The organism is Yinghuangia sp. YIM S09857 (assembly GCF_051388915.1).
Taxonomy (GTDB): Bacteria; Actinomycetota; Actinomycetes; order Streptomycetales; family Streptomycetaceae; genus Yinghuangia.
This window is the reverse complement of the sequence record NZ_JBPKBH010000018.1, coordinates 7667-24147: the sequence shown is the minus strand read 5'-3', so window position 1 is coordinate 24147 and position 16481 is coordinate 7667. Positions and strand designations below refer to the sequence as shown.

13 protein-coding genes are annotated in these 16481 nt (G+C 71.2%); 7 read left to right on the top strand and 6 right to left on the bottom strand.

Features of this window, described 5'->3' with window-relative positions; genetic code table 11:
• The first annotated feature begins 101 nt into the window (after positions 1-101).
• The gene (locus ACRX5S_RS30260; protein WP_436776342.1) at positions 102-1580 is read left to right on the top strand and encodes an MFS transporter; all 1479 of its coding nucleotides are present in this window, start codon (positions 102-104) and stop codon (positions 1578-1580) included.
• A 12-nt stretch (positions 1581-1592) separates the two neighbouring features.
• Complete coding sequence (locus tag ACRX5S_RS30255) at positions 1593-2162, top strand: TetR/AcrR family transcriptional regulator (protein WP_436776341.1); 570 nt, start codon at positions 1593-1595, stop codon at positions 2160-2162.
• 91 nt (positions 2163-2253) lie between these two features.
• Here the strand turns inward: ACRX5S_RS30255 and ACRX5S_RS30250 are convergent, their stop codons facing one another.
• The 4 genes from ACRX5S_RS30250 to ACRX5S_RS30235 form a co-directional block, all read right to left on the bottom strand.
• Positions 2254-2475 (bottom strand): hypothetical protein, encoded by a 222-nt coding sequence (locus tag ACRX5S_RS30250; RefSeq protein WP_436776340.1) that lies wholly within the window; start codon positions 2473-2475, stop codon positions 2254-2256.
• A gap of 335 nt (positions 2476-2810) precedes the next feature.
• Entirely contained in the window at positions 2811-3623 is an 813-nt protein-coding gene (locus tag ACRX5S_RS30245) for an IS110 family transposase (protein ID WP_436776470.1), read from the bottom strand.
• Complete coding sequence (locus ACRX5S_RS30240; protein ID WP_436776339.1) at positions 3620-4042, bottom strand: IS110 family transposase; 423 nt, start codon at positions 4040-4042, stop codon at positions 3620-3622. Before ACRX5S_RS30240 ends, ACRX5S_RS30245 begins: the two co-directional genes overlap by 4 nt.
• 935 nt (positions 4043-4977) lie before the next feature.
• On the bottom strand, positions 4978-5967 hold the full coding sequence (locus tag ACRX5S_RS30235; protein WP_436776338.1) for a hypothetical protein: 990 nt from the start codon (positions 5965-5967) through the stop codon (positions 4978-4980).
• 481 nt (positions 5968-6448) lie between these two features.
• Here ACRX5S_RS30235 and ACRX5S_RS30230 point away from each other — a divergent pair, with 481 nt between their 5' ends.
• The gene (locus ACRX5S_RS30230; RefSeq protein ID WP_436776337.1) at positions 6449-7282 is read left to right on the top strand and encodes a class II glutamine amidotransferase; all 834 of its coding nucleotides are present in this window, start codon (positions 6449-6451) and stop codon (positions 7280-7282) included.
• Between the two features lie 89 nt (positions 7283-7371).
• Here ACRX5S_RS30230 and ACRX5S_RS30225 read toward each other — a convergent pair whose 3' ends face one another.
• Positions 7372-8565, bottom strand: a complete 1194-nt coding sequence (locus tag ACRX5S_RS30225; protein ID WP_436776336.1) for a PP2C family protein-serine/threonine phosphatase — start codon at positions 8563-8565, stop codon at positions 7372-7374.
• A 65-nt stretch (positions 8566-8630) separates the two neighbouring features.
• Here ACRX5S_RS30225 and ACRX5S_RS30220 point away from each other — a divergent pair, with 65 nt between their 5' ends.
• The 4 genes from ACRX5S_RS30220 to ACRX5S_RS30205 all read left to right on the top strand — a co-directional run bounded on the left by ACRX5S_RS30220 (position 8631) and on the right by ACRX5S_RS30205 (position 16111).
• The gene (locus ACRX5S_RS30220) at positions 8631-9203 is read left to right on the top strand and encodes a MarR family winged helix-turn-helix transcriptional regulator (RefSeq protein ID WP_436776335.1); all 573 of its coding nucleotides are present in this window, start codon (positions 8631-8633) and stop codon (positions 9201-9203) included.
• A gap of 219 nt (positions 9204-9422) precedes the next feature.
• Positions 9423-13157, top strand: a complete 3735-nt coding sequence (locus ACRX5S_RS30215; RefSeq protein WP_436776334.1) for a HAMP domain-containing protein — start codon at positions 9423-9425, stop codon at positions 13155-13157.
• A gap of 1 nt (position 13158) precedes the next feature.
• Complete coding sequence (locus tag ACRX5S_RS30210) at positions 13159-15561, top strand: SpoIIE family protein phosphatase (RefSeq protein WP_436776333.1); 2403 nt, start codon at positions 13159-13161, stop codon at positions 15559-15561.
• Positions 15562-15667: 106 nt separating this feature from the next.
• Complete coding sequence (locus ACRX5S_RS30205; protein ID WP_436776332.1) at positions 15668-16111, top strand: STAS domain-containing protein; 444 nt, start codon at positions 15668-15670, stop codon at positions 16109-16111.
• Between the two features lie 22 nt (positions 16112-16133).
• Here ACRX5S_RS30205 and ACRX5S_RS30200 read toward each other — a convergent pair.
• A partial coding sequence (locus ACRX5S_RS30200; RefSeq protein WP_436776331.1) for an ATP-binding protein occupies positions 16134-16481 on the bottom strand: 348 nt, incomplete at its 5' end.

Sequence of the window (16481 nt, the reverse complement as noted above, 5' to 3'; positions counted from 1 at the left end):
ACAAATAGTACGTGAGTTCAACTATATTGCCGAATGGCCGTCGGTCCGGGACATCGACATCGTCGCCGCGCGCCGGCTGGCGGGAGTGGGCAGGATTCGCGGTGCTGGCGCTGCCTACCGCGCTGTTGGGGCTCGATGTGACGGCGCTCTACCTCGTCGTCCCCAGCCTGGCCGCGGACCTGAACCCCAGCGCGACGGAAACCCTGTGGATCATGGACGCGTACGGGTTCCTCATCGCGGGTTTCCTGATCACGATGGGAGCGCTGGGCGACCGGATCGGGCGCCGACGCCTGCTGATGATCGGCATGGCCGCGTTCGGCGCGGCGTCGGTCCTGGCGGCATTCGCCCCCGGCCCGATGTGGCTGATCGCGGCGCGGGCAGCCCTCGGTGTTGCCGGAGCGACACTGATGCCGGCCACGTTGTCCTTGATCAGCACCATGTTCGTCGACGCCCGCCAACGGGCGCTGGCGATCGGCGGCTGGGCCACGATGTTCGCGCTCGGCATGGCGGCCGGACCGATTGTGGGCGGCGTGTTGGTGGCGAGCTTCTGGTGGGGCGCGGTCTTCCTGATCGCGGTGCCCGCCGCCGTGATCGTGCTGGCCGCCGCACCGGCGCTGCTGCCGGAGCATCGGACCGATGCCGGCCGACCCGACCTGGTGAGCGTGGTCCTGTCGCTGGCCGCGATGCTTCCGGCCGTCTACGCGGTCAAGCACGTCGCCGCGCATGGTGCCGACGTCCAGGCGGTGCCCGCCGTCCTGGTCGGTGGGATGTCGACGGTGGCTTTCGTTCGCCGCCAACTGCGCCTGGAGGAACCGCTGCTGGACCTGCGGCTCTTCGCCGACCGAGCCTTCTCCGCCGCCTTGGCGGTCCTGCTGATCGGCCTGGTCGGCTTCGGCGGCATGATGTTTCTCATCACCCAGCACCTGCAACTGGTCGAAGGCCTTTCGGCTACGACAGCCGGCCTGTGGATGGGGCCACCGGCGCTGGCCATGCTGATCGGGGGCGTCGGTGCGCCCGTGATTGCCACCCGTGTCTCGCCGGGCAAGGTCATGGCCTCCGCGCTGGCGCTGTCACTCATCGGATATGCGTTCCTCGCCGACACCGACAGCCGGGCCGGTGTGGTCGCCGGATGCGCGCTCCTCTATCTCGGCCTCGGCGTCATCGCCGCCCTCGGCACCGACATGGTCGTGGGAGCGGCCCCGCCGGAGAAGGCCGGTTCGGCTGCTGCGGTTTCCGAGACCGTGCAGGAACTGGGAATCGCAACCGGGGTCGCGTTGCTGGGCAGCCTCACCACCGCCGTCTACCGTACGACCGTCGAACCTCAGCCCGCTGTGCCCCGGTCCGTCGCCACCACCTACGGCGACAGCCTCACCGGCGCGTCATCCGTTGCCGACCACTTGCCGCCCGGGGCTCTGCGACAGGCACAGAACGCATTCACCACCGGATTCAACACGGCCGCGGCAGTAGCGGGCGTCGCCGTCGCCGCGGTCGCCTGCCTCGGGATGCTTCGCCGGATCCGCCCCATCGGCGAAGCCCACCCCGAAAGAGCCGATAGCCTCGACTCGCGCAAGCGGCGATGATCGGTGAGGACGATGACGGACGAGCAGGACACGGTGGACGGACGCAAACTGCGGGGCCAACGCCGCCGAGCCCAGATCATCGAGGCGACGATAGCGATCGTCCACCGCGACGGGGCCACCGGCGTAACCCACCGGACCGTCGCCGCGGAGGCCGGGATCACCACCAGCCTCACCCTCTACTACTTCGCCACCCTCGACGACCTGCTCGTCGCTGCGTTGACCAGCGTCACCGACGCGTACACCCACCGCATCCGCCACCTCATCGACACCGACGACGACCCCGTCGGCGGACTCGCCCAACTCGTCGCCGAATCGGCAGGCCCTGGCCGCGAGCGCGCACTCGCCGAGCGTGAACTGTCGACCCTGGCAGCCCGCCGCCCCGCCCTGCGCCCCGCAGCGCGGCGCTGGCGCGACAACGTCGCGGAACTCGCCCGCACCCAGACGGACGATCCCGACGCTGTCACAGCCTTCGTCGCACTTTGCGACGGTCTCTGCACCGCCATCCTTCTGGACGGCCACGACGCCGACCCGGCACACATCCGGGCGGTTCTAAGCAAGGCACTGCCGGCAACCCGCCGGTAACGTTCGCGGCGACCGTCGAGTCGAGGCGGGGGCGCTGCAGCGCCCCCTTGCGACTCCGCCGCTACGCCCTCCGGGCGGCCGGTCGGGCCGGCTACTGCTTGAGCACCTCCGTCAGGCTGGTGAGGCTGTCGCTTTCGCAACTGGCGGCGACGCCGCGGCGGAACGGGTCGAGGACGGCTGCCGGTACGGACCCGTCGACGCCCCAGTCCAGGTCGGGACCGTACGGTCGCCCGAGCGGGTACCCGCTCGGTGACGCGGTCCTGGTCCAGACGGGGGCACCGAGCGGCACGACTTCGTTTTCGGCTCCACCCACGATTCCAACATCGACATTCACCTCGCCCTGTTCTGGATCCGCACCGGCGACGGCATCTTGTCTCTCGCCCCACAGGACCGCCTGAGCGGCTTCAACATCGGCTACCGCGGCGGCGGCCCGACAGAACTCGCCTGCTACATCGAGCGGATCATCGCCTCACACGGCCGCGACACCGGAGTCCACGTCACCCGGCCGCCACCGCGACACCGACCCGCCCCAACACATCCACGCCTGGGCCTCCAGCAAGGCCGCCAACGTCACCGCCGAAGGGACTGACACGAAAATGAACCGCAGCTGAGTCGGTCAGTTGGCTGTGATGGGTTCGAAGCGGATGGTCAGTCCGAGGTCGTTGGCTTGCTTGACCATGCGCGCATGGCGCGTTCGGGGTCGCGCTTGGTGAAGTGGTTGGTGCCGAGTTCTCGGTAGGCGGTCTTGTTGTGCAGGACGCGCCAGATCGCTATGGCGAGTTTGTGCATGACCGCGACCAGCGCGCGCCTGCCGCCCCGCCGGGCCGCGATGCGTCGGAAGAACACTGCAAGGTAGGTGTCCTTGCGTCTGATCGCGACTATGGCGGCGATGCCGAGCAGGCGTTTGAGGTTGCTGTTGCCTGGGCGGGTGCGGCCGGATCTGCTGACTCCGGCGGACTCGTTCTGGCCCGGGCAGACCCCGGCCCAGGAGGCCAGGTGGCGGGCAGAGGTGAACTGGGCCATGTCGCCGCCGGTCTCGGCGATGATGATCTCCGCACCGAGGCGGCCGATGCCGGGAATGGTGGCCAGGTTGGCCAGGTCCTGCTCGCGGTCGGCCAAGAGCGCGGCGATGCGGGCGTCGAACGTGGCGATGACGCCTCGCCAGCGGTCGATCTCGTCCAGATAGTGCCGGACCATGAACGCATGGTGGTCGGTAAACTCGCCGTCCAGGGCCGCGACGAGCGCAGGAATCTTGTTGCGGGCTTTGCCGCGGGTGAGGTCGGCGAGTCGGGCCGGATCGCGCTCGCCCGCGATGAGTGCTTCCAGGATGGCGCGGCCGCTGGCTCCGGTGATGTCACTGAGGAGCGCGGACAGTTTCATGCCGGTGTCCTCGAGTTCCTTCTCCAGCCGTTGAGCCTCCCAGCCCGCCGCGCGCACCAGCTCGGTGCGGCGACGCGTCAGATCGCGCAGCTCGCGGATATCGCGCTGCGGGCGAAGGAGGCGATCACCATGCCGGACGCTCCGGCCCGGGCGAGGAAGGCTGCGTCACTGGGATCGGTCTTGCGGCCCCGGATGCCCTTGAGGTGGGCGGGGTTCACCAGCATCAGGTTCAGGTGCGGTTGCAGCAGGTAGTAGACACCACGCCAGTAGTCGGAAATCGCTTCCATCACCACGACCTCGACCCGGCGTTCGAGTAACCAGGCCAGCAGCCGCCGGACTTCGGCGGAGGTCGTACCGAACCGCTCTGTCTCCAACGACCAGCTGCCGGCCCGCTGCGAGCTCGGTGCACGAACGCATGCAAGCAGGAAACGCTTGTCCAGATCCACACCCGCGGAACGCGGACGGATGACCTCGTCCTTCACATCCTGAAGCCGGGGCATCGATATTCTCCCTCCCACACGGCGCATCCGGCGGGCGCCCCGGAGAGGCCAAGGCAGAAGGTGGAGTCTGACACGCGTGCTCCCGGCACCGGAGGCCCGACGCCCTGGCAACAATCCGTGATCCCCTGGCAGGCCCCCATCGCCACCCTGTAAAACGAGCTCGCTCGCATCGCAGACCCATCGGCTGACCGGGACACCCGACCCATTTTCCCGTACCCGAGATGATCAGCGAAGCGGACGAGTCGGCGGAGCCGAGCCAGGACGACGACCCTGCGGGCGTCGACGGGCACGTCCGTCACGGTGCGTTCATGGAAGGCGTGCACTCGACCAGTGCAACCCCCTCAATCCGGGCAATCCACCGGACCGCCAGGCGTCTGGGCCCACACCCGGATGACATCGCCCTCGTCCGCAACCGCTTCGACCACCAGCGGCACAAGCCCCGAAAACACCACGCCCACAAGCTCGTTCGCACTCAACACCCGAACATGATCACGGATCACACTCCGCTACCACCGGAAGCGAGGCAGCCCCAAGAACCGTACAGACCCCGACCCCGCCGTCGGGGTCGAGGCGCTCGACGTGGCCGGAGGCGGTGATCGTCTCGGCCCCCGGTACAGTACGCCGCGGCCCGGCGCAGGACCTCGTCTCCTGTTCCAGCAGCCTGATCCGACCGCAATGGACTCTGACCCGCGACGTCTTCGGCGAGGACCGCCCCGTACTGCTGCCGAGGCGCTCGGTCTGCGAGGACTTGGGCACGGTCACCCTCCCGGAAGCCGGCAACCACATCATCCTCGTCGACGATGCCTCTGCGCCCCGGGCGGCCGACACGGAACGCACACCCGCCCTCGGCATCGGGCCGAGGGCGGGTGCAGGTACAGGTGTAGGTCCGCATGCGTGTGCGGTCGTCGGGATCGGGGCCTATCGCCGCCGACGGGTCACGGCTGGAACCGGAGGACCAGTCCCTGCGGGTACCGCTCACCACCCACCGAGCCGCCCGCGAAGAGCGTGCCGGTGCGCGGATCCACGGCCATGTCAAGGGTGGTGACGTACGTACGGTCGTACGCCCCGGCCGGCAGGTCCACGCGGCTCCACACGCCGTTGTCGAGCCGCAGCGTGTAGTACGAGACGCCCACCCACAGGGTCCCGCCGACCACGGCGGCGCCGTTGACGTAGTACGGATCGCCGGTGGTGATCGCCGCGTGCTGCCACGATGTGCCGTTCCAGCGCAGGTACCCGCCCGTGGTGCGGTAGTCGACGACGTAGATCTCGTCGGACGAGACCGTGACCACCTCGCGCGCCCCGTTCTTCACGTACGAAGCGGGGGTCGGCGTCCGGGTCCACGCGGTGCCGTTCCAACGGAACGCCCCGAAGTCCCAGCTGGTCGTGAGGTCGCCGAACAGCCACAGGTCGCGGCTCGACGTTCCGCCGATCGCGTGCAGGTACGTCAGGTTCGCGGGCAGCGGGAACGAACGCCACGCCGTGCCGTCGAACCGAAGCCCCTGTCCCGAGATCGCGTCGATCGCCACCATGTCGTCGGCGGCGAATGCCTTGAAGTCACGTACTTCGTACTTGGTGCCGGTCGGCGCACTGGTCCAGGCCTGACCGTTCCAGTGCCACCGCAGGGGCGCGTCCTGGGTGTCGAAGAGGAAGAAGTCGGAGCAGGAGACGCCGCCGTACGCGCCGATGGGGGCGCCTTGGGTCGCGGGAATGTCCGGCCGCGGAATCGTCGTCCAGGCCGTGCCGTTCCAGCACATGATCGTCTGGTGCTCGTCGGTGGCGATGACGTCGCCGGACACGGTCCGTTCGATGCTGCCGAGGGTGTAGGTCGTAGGGGGCGGCGTACCGATGTCCGCGAGCATCCAGGACGCGGACAACGGCGCGTCGACGGCGGCCGTCGGGTTGTCGCCGACGGCGTGGGCTTGCACGGCAGTTCCGGAAAGAGCCGCGGCAACGGCCGCGGCAACGGCGAGACGTCCAAGTCGGTGCAGGCGCAAAAAGCCAGCCTTCCAGGGGAGTTGGCGCTGCGGTGCACGATCCGGCGGGAACTCCGGCGGTGCCCGGCGGCGCTGGGGACGACCTGGAAGCTATGGCGTGGCCCCGACACGGACCGACGCAGATCGCGTGTTCTGGACAGCCCCCTCCCGGCGTCCTCCCACACACGGCAATACAGCCCCGCCCACCAGCCGAATCACGCGAGACACGCACAGCACGCGAAGCCGCGCGCGGCTGCGAATCGTCGGCGGCGCGGATGCGACGAGTCCGCATGACTGGAAGGCTGAAAACGTGGACCGCCGGGCGCCGGCGGGAGCGCCGACAGCGCGCATTCCAGGTCGACAGATCCGGAGGCGGCGCCTGTGCGGCGGACAGCCGGTGGACGGCGGCCGACGACCGGGAGGTGGCGGAACGATGTGCCGATGGCTTGCCTATTCGGGTACCCCGGTGTTGCTGGGCACGATTCTCTACAAGCCGTCCCATTCGCTGATCGACCAGAGCCTCCACTCCCGGATGGGCGTGGAGACGACCAACGGCGACGGGTTCGGGGTGGGCTGGTACCGGCCCGATCTGGACACACCGGCGGTCGTACGGGAGATCGGCCCGGCGTGGAGCAACCGCAACTTGCGCGAGATCGCCGACCACGTGCGCTCCCCGCTGTTCTTCGCACACATCCGGGCCTCCACGGGCACGGCGGTGCAGCAGACCAACTCCCACCCGTTCCGCCACGGCCGTTGGATGTGGATGCACAACGGCGCCATCGCCGAGTTCCACCGGCTGCGGCGCGACCTCGCGCTCGCCGTCGACCCCGCACTGTTCCCCGACATCGAGGGGTCGACGGACTCGGAGCTGATGTTCTTCCTCGCGCTCACTTTCGGGCTGGAGCAGGATCCACCGAGCGCGGTCGCCCGGATGGCGGGCCTGGTGGAGGGCGTCGGTCGTGAGCACGGGGTGGGGTTTCCCCTCCAGATGACGATCGCCGTGACCGACGGGCGGCGGATCTGGTCCTTCCGCTACTCCACGGAGAGAGCCTCGCGCTCGCTCTACTTCAGCACCCGGGTGGAGGCACTGCGGGCACTGCACCCCGACGTGGAGTTCCTGCGCGAGGTGTCGGACGACACCCGCCTCGTCGTGTCCGAGCCTCTGGGCGACCTGCCCGGTGCGTGGAACGAGGTCCCCGAAGGCAGCTGCGGCATTGTCGGCCCGGACGCGGACGAACTCCGCCCCTTCGCCCCCGAGGCGGCATAGCCCCCTCGTCGGCCGACCGCCCCGCAACGCGGCCGACAGCCCGCCGCCGAGCGGCCGGGTGGGCCGCCCGGTCCGGCGGCCGGGGGGTGTCAGGGGGTCGCCGGGGCGGGGTCCGGGCGGCCGCGCCAGTCGAGGCACAGGCTCACGGCGTCGTCGTCGAGTTCGGCGTCCCCGCGGAACTGCGCGAGGTCGCGGAGTACGGCGCGGGCGGCCTCCGGGGCGGGCAGGAGCCGGTTGTTGCGGATCCCGGCGGCCAACAGGCGTTCGCCGTACAATTCGCCCGCGCGGGAGCGGAAGCCGTGCACGCTGTCGCTGACGACCATGAGGCGGTCGCCGGGCCGCAAGGTGAAGCGTTCCGGCGTGTACCTGGTGTCCTCCAGCGCGCCGAGCGCAAACTGCGCTTCCAGGGTCACCCGTTCGACCTGCCCGTCGCGCAGCAGCAGCACGATCGGGGAGCCGGCGTCGACCGCGTCGACGTCGCCGGTGGCGAGGTCGATCTCCAGCAGGACGCTGGCGAGGTACGCACTCCCGGTGTGTGCGGCCCAGACGGCCTGGCTGGCGAGCTCGGCCTGGAGACCCACGTCGGCGCCGGAGCGGCGCGCGTTGCGCAGCGCCCCGACCGCCAGGGCGGCCAGCGTCGCCGCCGGGACGCCCTGGCCCATGCCGTTGGTGACGCTGACCGAGAGCGTCCGCGCGTCCACGGACCAGTCGAAGTTGTCGCCGCGCACGGAGTACGCCGGCTCCAGGTGGGCGCCGAGGACGAACTCCGGACGTTCGCAGGAACGCCCCGGCAGCAGCTCCCACTGCATCTCGGCGGCCAGCGTGAGGCGGCGCAGGCGGCGGCCCTGGAGGTAGACGTCGGTGCTCGGGTCGGCGGCGAAGAGCTCGTGGGCGAGCATCTCGGCGGCCTCCGACAGGTCGACGACCGACAGCCGTCCGTCGAGCCGGGGCTGGACGACCTCCAGGACGCCGAGGCGGTCGCCGCGTACCGAGACCGGCAGGTACAGCGTCTCCTCGCCGTCGGGGGCGCCGTCGACCACCACCGGCTCCTGGGAGACGAAGGCCCGGCCCGCGGCCGTGCCCGCGACGGGCACCGCCGGCTCGACCGCCGGCTCCCGGCCGAAGGGCTGGAGGGCGCTGACGGAGTAGTCGGCGAGCAGGAGCGTGCAGGACCGCACGTTCGCCCGGTCGCGCAGGACCTGGTCGAGGACGTGCGCGACGTCGTGCGGCGGGGCCGCACGCAGGGCACGGTGGAGTGCGAGGAGGCAGTCGGCGGCTGTCACCGGGGTTCTTCCTTCCGGCAGCGCGGTACCTGCCCGCGACGCGGCATGAGAGAGTGAAGGGAATCATGGACAACGCGCACGGGCAGCACAGTCGGCAGTCGCCGCGCGACCCTTCGTCCGGTTATGTTCCGGCCCGAGAGGTCGGCGCCGACGATGCCGCGGTGCTGCTGGCCGAGGCGTTGGAATCGCTGATCACGGTCTGGGGGCGGGCTCAGGAGGCGTTCGGCACCACGGTCTCCCCCACCCAGTTGCGCGCTCTGACGATCATCTCCCGGACGCCCGGCATTTCGCTGCACGGGCTCGCCCAGGAAATGGGCACGGTCTCGTCCGTCGCGAGTCGCCTGTGCGACCGGATGGACTCCGCGGGCCTGATGCACCGGGAGCTCGATTCCGACAACCGTCGCAGGGTCGTCCTCGGGCTGACCTCGGAGGGTGAGGCGCTGATGGCCGCCATCCGCGAGCGTCGCGCGCGCGACCTCGTCACCGCACTGTCCGCCATGAGCGGCACGGACCGCGCTGCACTGGTCACCGGCATACTCGCCTTCCGGCAGGCCACCGGGCACGGGCAGGCCGAAAACGGCGGCGCGCACCGGGCGTCCGGCAGCCCTCCCACGTCCACGTCGCGTCGTCTCGCCTGAATCCCACGCCCTGACTCTATCGTTGCCAAAGGGCAACAGAGAAGCAGTCCCGGTTCCCCCCTGCCGCCCGGTGGTCCGGCGGACCCGCGAACGGCCGCGTGATACCTTCCGAACTCTGTTGCCATTGGGCAACAATGTGGCGTCGGGCGTGCGGCCGGAGCACCCCTGCCACCCGTCGGAGCGAAGCCCGCCCACATCCCCGGCGGATCGAGGTTCTTCATGGCGACGACAGGCGCACCGGGCGGCGGGGGGACCCGGAACCGGTCGCCCCGCGCGGTCGGCAAGATCGGCGAGCCGGAGCTGCGGCAGCTGCTGACCGGGTTGACCGCCGTACGCGACGGCGACTTCCGTACGCGCCTGCCCGCCGAAGCGGACGGGCTGCTGGGCGAGATCGCCACCGTCTTCAACGGCATGGTCGACCAACTCGCGCTCTTCACCTCCGAGGTGACCCGCGTCGCCCGCGAGGTCGGCAGCGAAGGCCGACTCGGCGGCCAAGCGCAGGTCCCGGGCGTCGGAGGGGTCTGGCGCGAGCTCACGGACTCGGTGAACTTCCTCGCCGGCAACCTCACCGACCAGGTCCGCAACATCGCCCAGGTGACCACGGCGGTCGCCAAGGGCGACCTGTCGCAGAAGATCACCGTGGACGCGCGCGGCGAGATCCTGGAGCTGAAGGACACCGTCAACACGATGGTCGACCAGCTCTCCGCGTTCGCCGACGAGGTGACGCGCGTCGCCCGCGAGGTCGGCACCGAGGGCAACCTCGGCGGCCAGGCGACCGTCCGCGGCGTCTCGGGGACGTGGAAGGACCTCACCGACAACGTCAACGTCATGGCCTTCAATCTGACCGGGCAGGTCAGGTCCATCGCCCAGGTCGCCACCGCGGTCGCGAAGGGCGACCTGTCGCAGAAGATCACCGTCGAGGCCAAGGGCGAGGTCGCCGCGCTGGCGGGCGTCATCAACACCATGGTCGACACGCTGTCCGCGTTCGCCGACGAGGTGACCCGGGTGGCACGCGAGGTCGGTACCGAGGGCATGCTCGGCGGGCAGGCCCGCGTCCCCAACGTCGCCGGCACCTGGAAGGACCTCACCGACAACGTCAACTCCATGGCGAACAACCTGACCGGCCAGGTCCGCAACATCGCCCTGGTGACCACTGCGGTAGCCAACGGCGACCTGTCCAAGAAGATCGACGTGGACGCGCGCGGCGAGATCCTCGAGCTCAAGACCACCATCAACACCATGGTCGACCAGCTCTCCTCCTTCGCCGCCGAGGTCACCCGGGTGGCACGCGAGGTCGGCAGCGAGGGCCGTCTCGGCGGGCAGGCCGAGGTCGAGGGCGTGTCCGGGACGTGGAAACGCCTGACCGAGAACGTCAACGAACTCGCCGGCAACCTCACCCGCCAGGTACGGGCGATCGCCGAGGTCGCCAGCGCGGTCGCCGAGGGCGACCTGACCCGGTCGATCACCGTCGACGCCTCCGGCGAGGTCGCGGAACTCAAGGACAACATCAACTCCATGGTCGGCTCGCTCCGAGAGACGACGCGCGCCAACCAGGAGCAGGACTGGCTCAAGTCCAATCTGGCCCGGGTCTCCGGACTCATGCAGGGCCACCGGGACCTCGCCGTCGTCGCCGAACTGGTCATGGACGAACTGATCCCGCTGGTCGACGCCCAGTACGGGGCGTTCTACCTGGCCGAGGAGGAGCCACGCGGCACCGCGCTGACCCTGATCGGCTCGTACGGCATGCCGGCCCACGAGCCGCCCCGCAGCCTGCCGCCCGGCCGCACCCTGGCCGGCCAGGCCGCCCGCAGCCGACGCACGATCTCCGTGGACGACCTGCCGCCCGAGTACGTCGTCTCCTCCGGCCTCGGCCGGGCGGCCCCCGCCGCGCTGCTGGTGCTGCCCATAGTGGTCGAGGAACAGGTCCTCGGCGTGATCGAACTCGCGTCCGTCCGCCCGTTCACCCCGGTGCACCGCGACTTCCTCGGCCAGCTGATGGAGACCATCGGCGTCAACGTCAACACCATCGTCGCCAGCGCCCGCACCGACGAGCTGCTCGACGAGTCGCAGCGCCTGGCCGGCGAACTCCAGGCCCGCTCCGAGGAGTTGCAGAACCAGCAGGAGGAGTTGCAGCGTTCCAACGCCGAACTGGGCGACAAGGCGGCGCTGCTCGCCGCGCAGAACCGCGACATCGAGGCCAAGAACCTCCAGATCGAGCAGGCCCGCCAGGAACTGGAGGACCGCGCCCGGCAGTTGACGCTCGCCTCGAAGTACAAGTCCGAGTTCCTGGCCAACATGAGCCACGAGCTGCGCACGCCGCTCAACAGCCTGCTCATCCTCGCCCAGCTGCTCGCCCAGAACCCGACGCGCAACCTCAGCCCCAAACAGGTCGAGTACGCCGGGATCATCCACTCCGCCGGATCGGACCTGCTGCAACTCATCGACGACATCCTCGACCTGTCCAAGGTCGAGGCGGGCAAGATGGACGTCAACCCCGAACAGGTCCCGCTGCGCCGCCTGCTGGACTACGTCGAGGCCACCTTCCGGCCGATGACCACGCAGAAGAACCTGACGTTCGCGATCAGCACCGCGCCCGGGCTGCCGACCGACCTGCTGACCGACGACTCCAGGCTGCGCCAGGTGCTGCGCAACCTGCTGTCCAACGCCGTCAAGTTCACCGAGCGCGGCGGCGTCGAGCTGCGCATCGAACCGGCCGCCTCGTCGGAGATCCCCGACGGCGTGCACCGGGGCGGCCCGATCGTCGCGTTCCACGTGAAGGACACCGGCATCGGCATCGCACCACAGCAACTGGAGACCATCTTCGGGGCGTTCCAGCAGGCCGACGGCACCACCAGCCGCAAGTACGGCGGTACCGGACTGGGCCTGTCGATCAGCCGCGAGATCGCGTACCTCCTCGGCGGCGCGGTCGCCGCGCGGAGCACGCCCGCGGTGGGCAGCACGTTCACCTTCTATCTCCCGGTCGCACGGCCGGACTTCGCGGCCGCCGCACCCGACGACGCGCTCGTCGCGGGCCCGGCGGACCTCGCCCCGGCCCTGCTGCGCAGCGGCTCCGCCGCCGACGACCGCGCCCCGCGCAAGCGGCGGCTACTGGTGATCGAGGACCGCAACCCCGGACTGTTGGCCCTCGTGGCACAGAACGCCCTCGCGGACCTCGGCACCGGGCAGGACCGCGGCGGGCGCCGCGAAGGCGCCGAGATCGTCACCGCCGTCGACGCGCGGGCCGCGGCCGAGGTGCTGGCCACGACGCCGTGCCACTGCATCGTCCTCGCCCTGGAGATGCCCGGCAGCGAGGCCGCCCGGCTCCTCGACGCGCTGGACGGGGACCCGACGCTGGCCGCGGTCCCCGTCCTGGCCCACGTCAACCGCCCGCTGTCCGCCGCGCAGGAGCAGGACATCCAGGCCCGCGCCGCGCACCGGCCTCTTGAACTGCTCTCCAGCCTCGACGAGCTGCGCGAACGCATCGCTCTGCACCTGACCGCCGACCAGCCCGGCGACGTGCTGCCGCCGGCCCGCCGCGAGGAGCCGACCCCCGCCGAACCGGATCCCGCGGACGACCGGCTCGCCGGCCGTACCGTGCTGGTCGTCGACGACGACGCCCGCAACCTCTACGCCCTCAGCGGCATCCTCGAACTCCACGGCCTGCGGGTCCTGCACGCCGAGAACGGCCGCCGGGGCATCGAGGTGCTCAACGAGAACCCCGGGATCGACCTGGTGCTCATGGACGTGATGATGCCCGAGATGGACGGGTACGCGGCGACCGAGGAGATCCGCCGCATGCCCGCCTTCACGACCCTGCCCGTCATCGCGGTGACCGCCAAGGCGATGCCCGGCGACCGCGAGAAGAGCCTGCAGTCCGGCGCCAGCGCGTATGTCACGAAACCGGTGGACGCCGACGACCTGATCGCGTGCGTCCGCCACTGGCTGGGTGCCTAGCGTGACCGACCGCTCCACGCCCCCGCGCGACGAACCTCCGGCCGCGGGTGCCCCGGAGGCTGCCTCGTACGGACGGCTCGCGGCCACCGTGGCGCGGCTCAGCGACGAGGTCCGTGCGGCACACGCCGCCGCCGAGGGGCGCGCGCTCGTCGAGATGGCCAAGGGCGTCCTCATCGAACGGCTCCAGTGCGGCCCCCGCGACGCCGCCAGGCAGCTGTCCGAACTCGCGGCGCGTACCGACGTGTCGCCGCTCGAACTCGCCGCCGACATCGTCAACCAGGCGGCACGCGACCGGCTGAGCGCGGTGACGCGCGAGTTCGTCACGCGGACGAAGGCCGACGCGGTGGCCGGGAACGACGCCGGCGAGGCAGGCGCGGCCGACCTCAGCCCCCTCGCGGTCCGCCTGCGCACCGCGGAGAGTGGAGCCCTCACCGCCGACGACACCCAGGCGGTCGCCCGGTCACTGCTGCGGCACGCCCTGGCACCGCTGGGCGCCACGGCGGCCGCGGTGTGGGCCGCGGCGCCCGACGGCTCCCTGACGCTGCGGGGCCACGCCGGGTTCTCCGCCGACGAGGCCCGCCGGTGGCGGTACGTGCCGCCGGGCCTGCCCACCCTCGCCCGCGCCGCGCTGACCGACCGCGCCCACGTCTGGACGCGCTCGGCGGCCGAGGGGAAGCCGTCGATCGGCGCGCGCGAACACCCCGGCACCCGCGCCGCGATCCCCGCCGGGACCGGCGGCCGCATCCACGGCGTGCTCGAAGTCTGCTGGCCGTACCCGATCCCGCCGCAGCCGGCCGTCATCCGCAGGCAACTCGACGCCCTGGCCGAACTGTGCGCGCACACCCTGGAGGACGCGCCCGCCGCGCAGCCGGATGCCGAGAAGACGGCCGGCACACCGGCCCTCGCGGAACTCGTCCGGTTCACCGACGGGCTCCGCGACCCGGCCCTCGTCCTGGTCCCCCACCTGGACGCCGCGGGCATCCTCACGGACTTCCGCATCGAGCACGTCAACCGGTCCTTCGAGGACCCGGCGGGACGCGGGGCCCACGCGGTGCAGGGCCGACTCCTGCTGGAGGCCTACCCGCTCGCGGCGGGCGCGCTGTTCGAGCACATCGAACACGTGCACGCCACCGGCGAGCAGTTCCACCGCGACGGCATCGCGCTCACGACCCTGGTCGACGACGTACCGCTCACCGCGCTCGCCGACATCGGCATCAGCCGGCTCGGTCCCGCCGTGCTGCTCATCTGGCGCCGGCAGGAAGAGGCCGCCCGGCTCGCCGGCCTCCTCCAGCACGCCCAACGGCTGGGTCGGCTCGGCGGGTTCGAGGAACGCCTCGACACCGGCGAGATCACCTGGAACACCGAAATGTTCCACCTGCACGGCCTGCCCCCGACCGCGGCCCCGCCGCGGCTCGAGGAACTCGCCGGACGCGCCCACCCCGACGACGCCGCGGCCATCCGGCGCTTCCTGCGCACGGTCCTTCACCACCGCCGCCCGGCCACCGTCGCGTTCCGCCTGCCGCGCCCGGACGGCGTCACCCGGCACATCCGCGCCGCCGCCGAACCGGTGCTGGACGGCGACGGTCGGCTGCGGGGCGTACGCGGCGCGCACCAGGACATCTCCGCGCAGCACTGGACCGAGGTCGCCCTCGCCGCGACGCGCGACCAACTCGCCCACACCGAGCAGCAGGCTGCTCAGCGGCACCGGCTCACGCTGCAACTCCAGCACGCCATCATGCCGCCGGAGACGGCACCGCTCGACGTGCCCGCGCTCGAGGTCGCGGTCCGCTACCGGCCGGCCGAATCGGAGGCGGCCGTCGGCGGCGACTGGTACGACGCCGTCCTCCTGCCCACCAAGCAGATCCTGGTGAGTGTCGGCGACGTCGCCGGGCACGGCATGGGGGCCGCGACGGGCATGGTGGTCCTGCGCAACGCCCTGCGCGGCCTCGCCGTCACCGGGGCCGGGCCGGCGCAACTGCTGGCCTGGCTCAACATGGTGACGCACGGCCTCTCCGGCCACGTCACCGCGACGGTCGTCTGCGGCCTGTACGACCCGGAGCGCCGCGTCCTGCGCTGGGCGCGTGCCGGACACCTGCCGCCGGTCCTCGTCCGCGACGACACCGCCCGTGCGCTGCCGTTCATCGACGGGATCCTGCTCGGCGCCCTCGCCAACGCCACCTACGCCGAGGACGAGGTGCAGCTCCAGGCCTCCGACACGGTGCTGATGTACACCGACGGCCTGGTGGAGCGCCGCGACCGCAACGTGCGCGACTCCATCGCGCAACTCCTCGTGCAGGCCGAGGCGCCCGCCGATTCTCTGGATCTGCGGCTGGACCGGCTGCTGACGCACAGCGTGGCCGACACGGACGACGACACCTGCATCGTCGGCTTCCGGGTCACCTGAAGGATCGTTGCCGTACGGCAAGTATCCTGTTGGTCTCGTGTCGCGCAGACAGGCCCGATCCCCGTGGGCGGTCCGTCGTCTGCGTGCACCCCGACAAGAGGACTCGATGCCGCGACGACCACGCCCCACCGCTCCCAAGCCCTCGCGGGGCAAAACCGGTTCGGCCGGTACTGCCGGTTCGTCCGCCTCGGAGCCGTCGCGCGTCAGACCGACCCCGCTGCGGACGGCCGCCGACGTCGACGCCGACCGTACGGTGGTCCGTGTGGCGGGGGAGGTCGACCACGAGACCTCGCTCCAGGTGCGCGACGCGCTCGAAGCGGCCCTGGACGCCGCTCTCGACGGCGCCACCCGCGTGCCGTGGCTGCACGTGGACCTCGCCGAGGTCACCTTCTGCGACAGCGCGGGGCTGAACGTCCTGCTCATCGCCCGACGCCGCGCGCTGGAGAACGACCTGCGGTTCACCCTCAACCCGAGTGCCCGCGTCCTCCAACTGCTCAACCTGACCGGTACGACGGGCCTGTTCCCCACGCACACGGACGCACCGGCCTGAGCCCTGTCCTTCGGGACTCGGCCTAGCCGGGGCGGGGGGTGGGACGTCCCGCACACATGGCGACCCTGATCGTCTTCCCGTGCCCGTCGGGCGTGATGTCCAGGCGCCTGCCCAGCCGTTGGATCAGGGGCCAGCCGAACCCGCCCGGCGTGGCGAGCCGGTCGCGGGGCGTCGTACGCGGGAGGTCCCGCGACGCGTCGGTGACGCTGATGACGATGGCGTCGCCGTCGATACAGGCGTCGAACGCGACGAGGCCGCCCCCGTGCCGCTCGGCGTTGGTGACGAGTTCCGAGACGACCAGCAGGACGTCGTTGACGACCGGTACGGGCGGCTGCGGGCCCCACACACTGTGCAGCACCTCCCGGGCGCG

Excerpts from the sequence above, each read along its gene's own strand:
- ACRX5S_RS30255 (WP_436776341.1), top strand. The coding sequence starts at position 1,593 with ATGACGGACGAGCAGGACACGGTGGACGGACGCAAACTGCGGGGCCAA.
- ACRX5S_RS30240 (WP_436776339.1), bottom strand. The coding sequence starts at position 4,042 with ATGCCCCGGCTTCAGGATGTGAAGGACGAGGTCATCCGTCCGCGTTCC.
- ACRX5S_RS30230 (WP_436776337.1), top strand. The coding sequence starts at position 6,449 with ATGTGCCGATGGCTTGCCTATTCGGGTACCCCGGTGTTGCTGGGCACG.
- ACRX5S_RS30220 (WP_436776335.1), top strand. The coding sequence starts at position 8,631 with ATGGACAACGCGCACGGGCAGCACAGTCGGCAGTCGCCGCGCGACCCT.
- ACRX5S_RS30215 (WP_436776334.1), top strand. The coding sequence starts at position 9,423 with ATGGCGACGACAGGCGCACCGGGCGGCGGGGGGACCCGGAACCGGTCG.
- ACRX5S_RS30205 (WP_436776332.1), top strand. The coding sequence starts at position 15,668 with ATGCCGCGACGACCACGCCCCACCGCTCCCAAGCCCTCGCGGGGCAAA.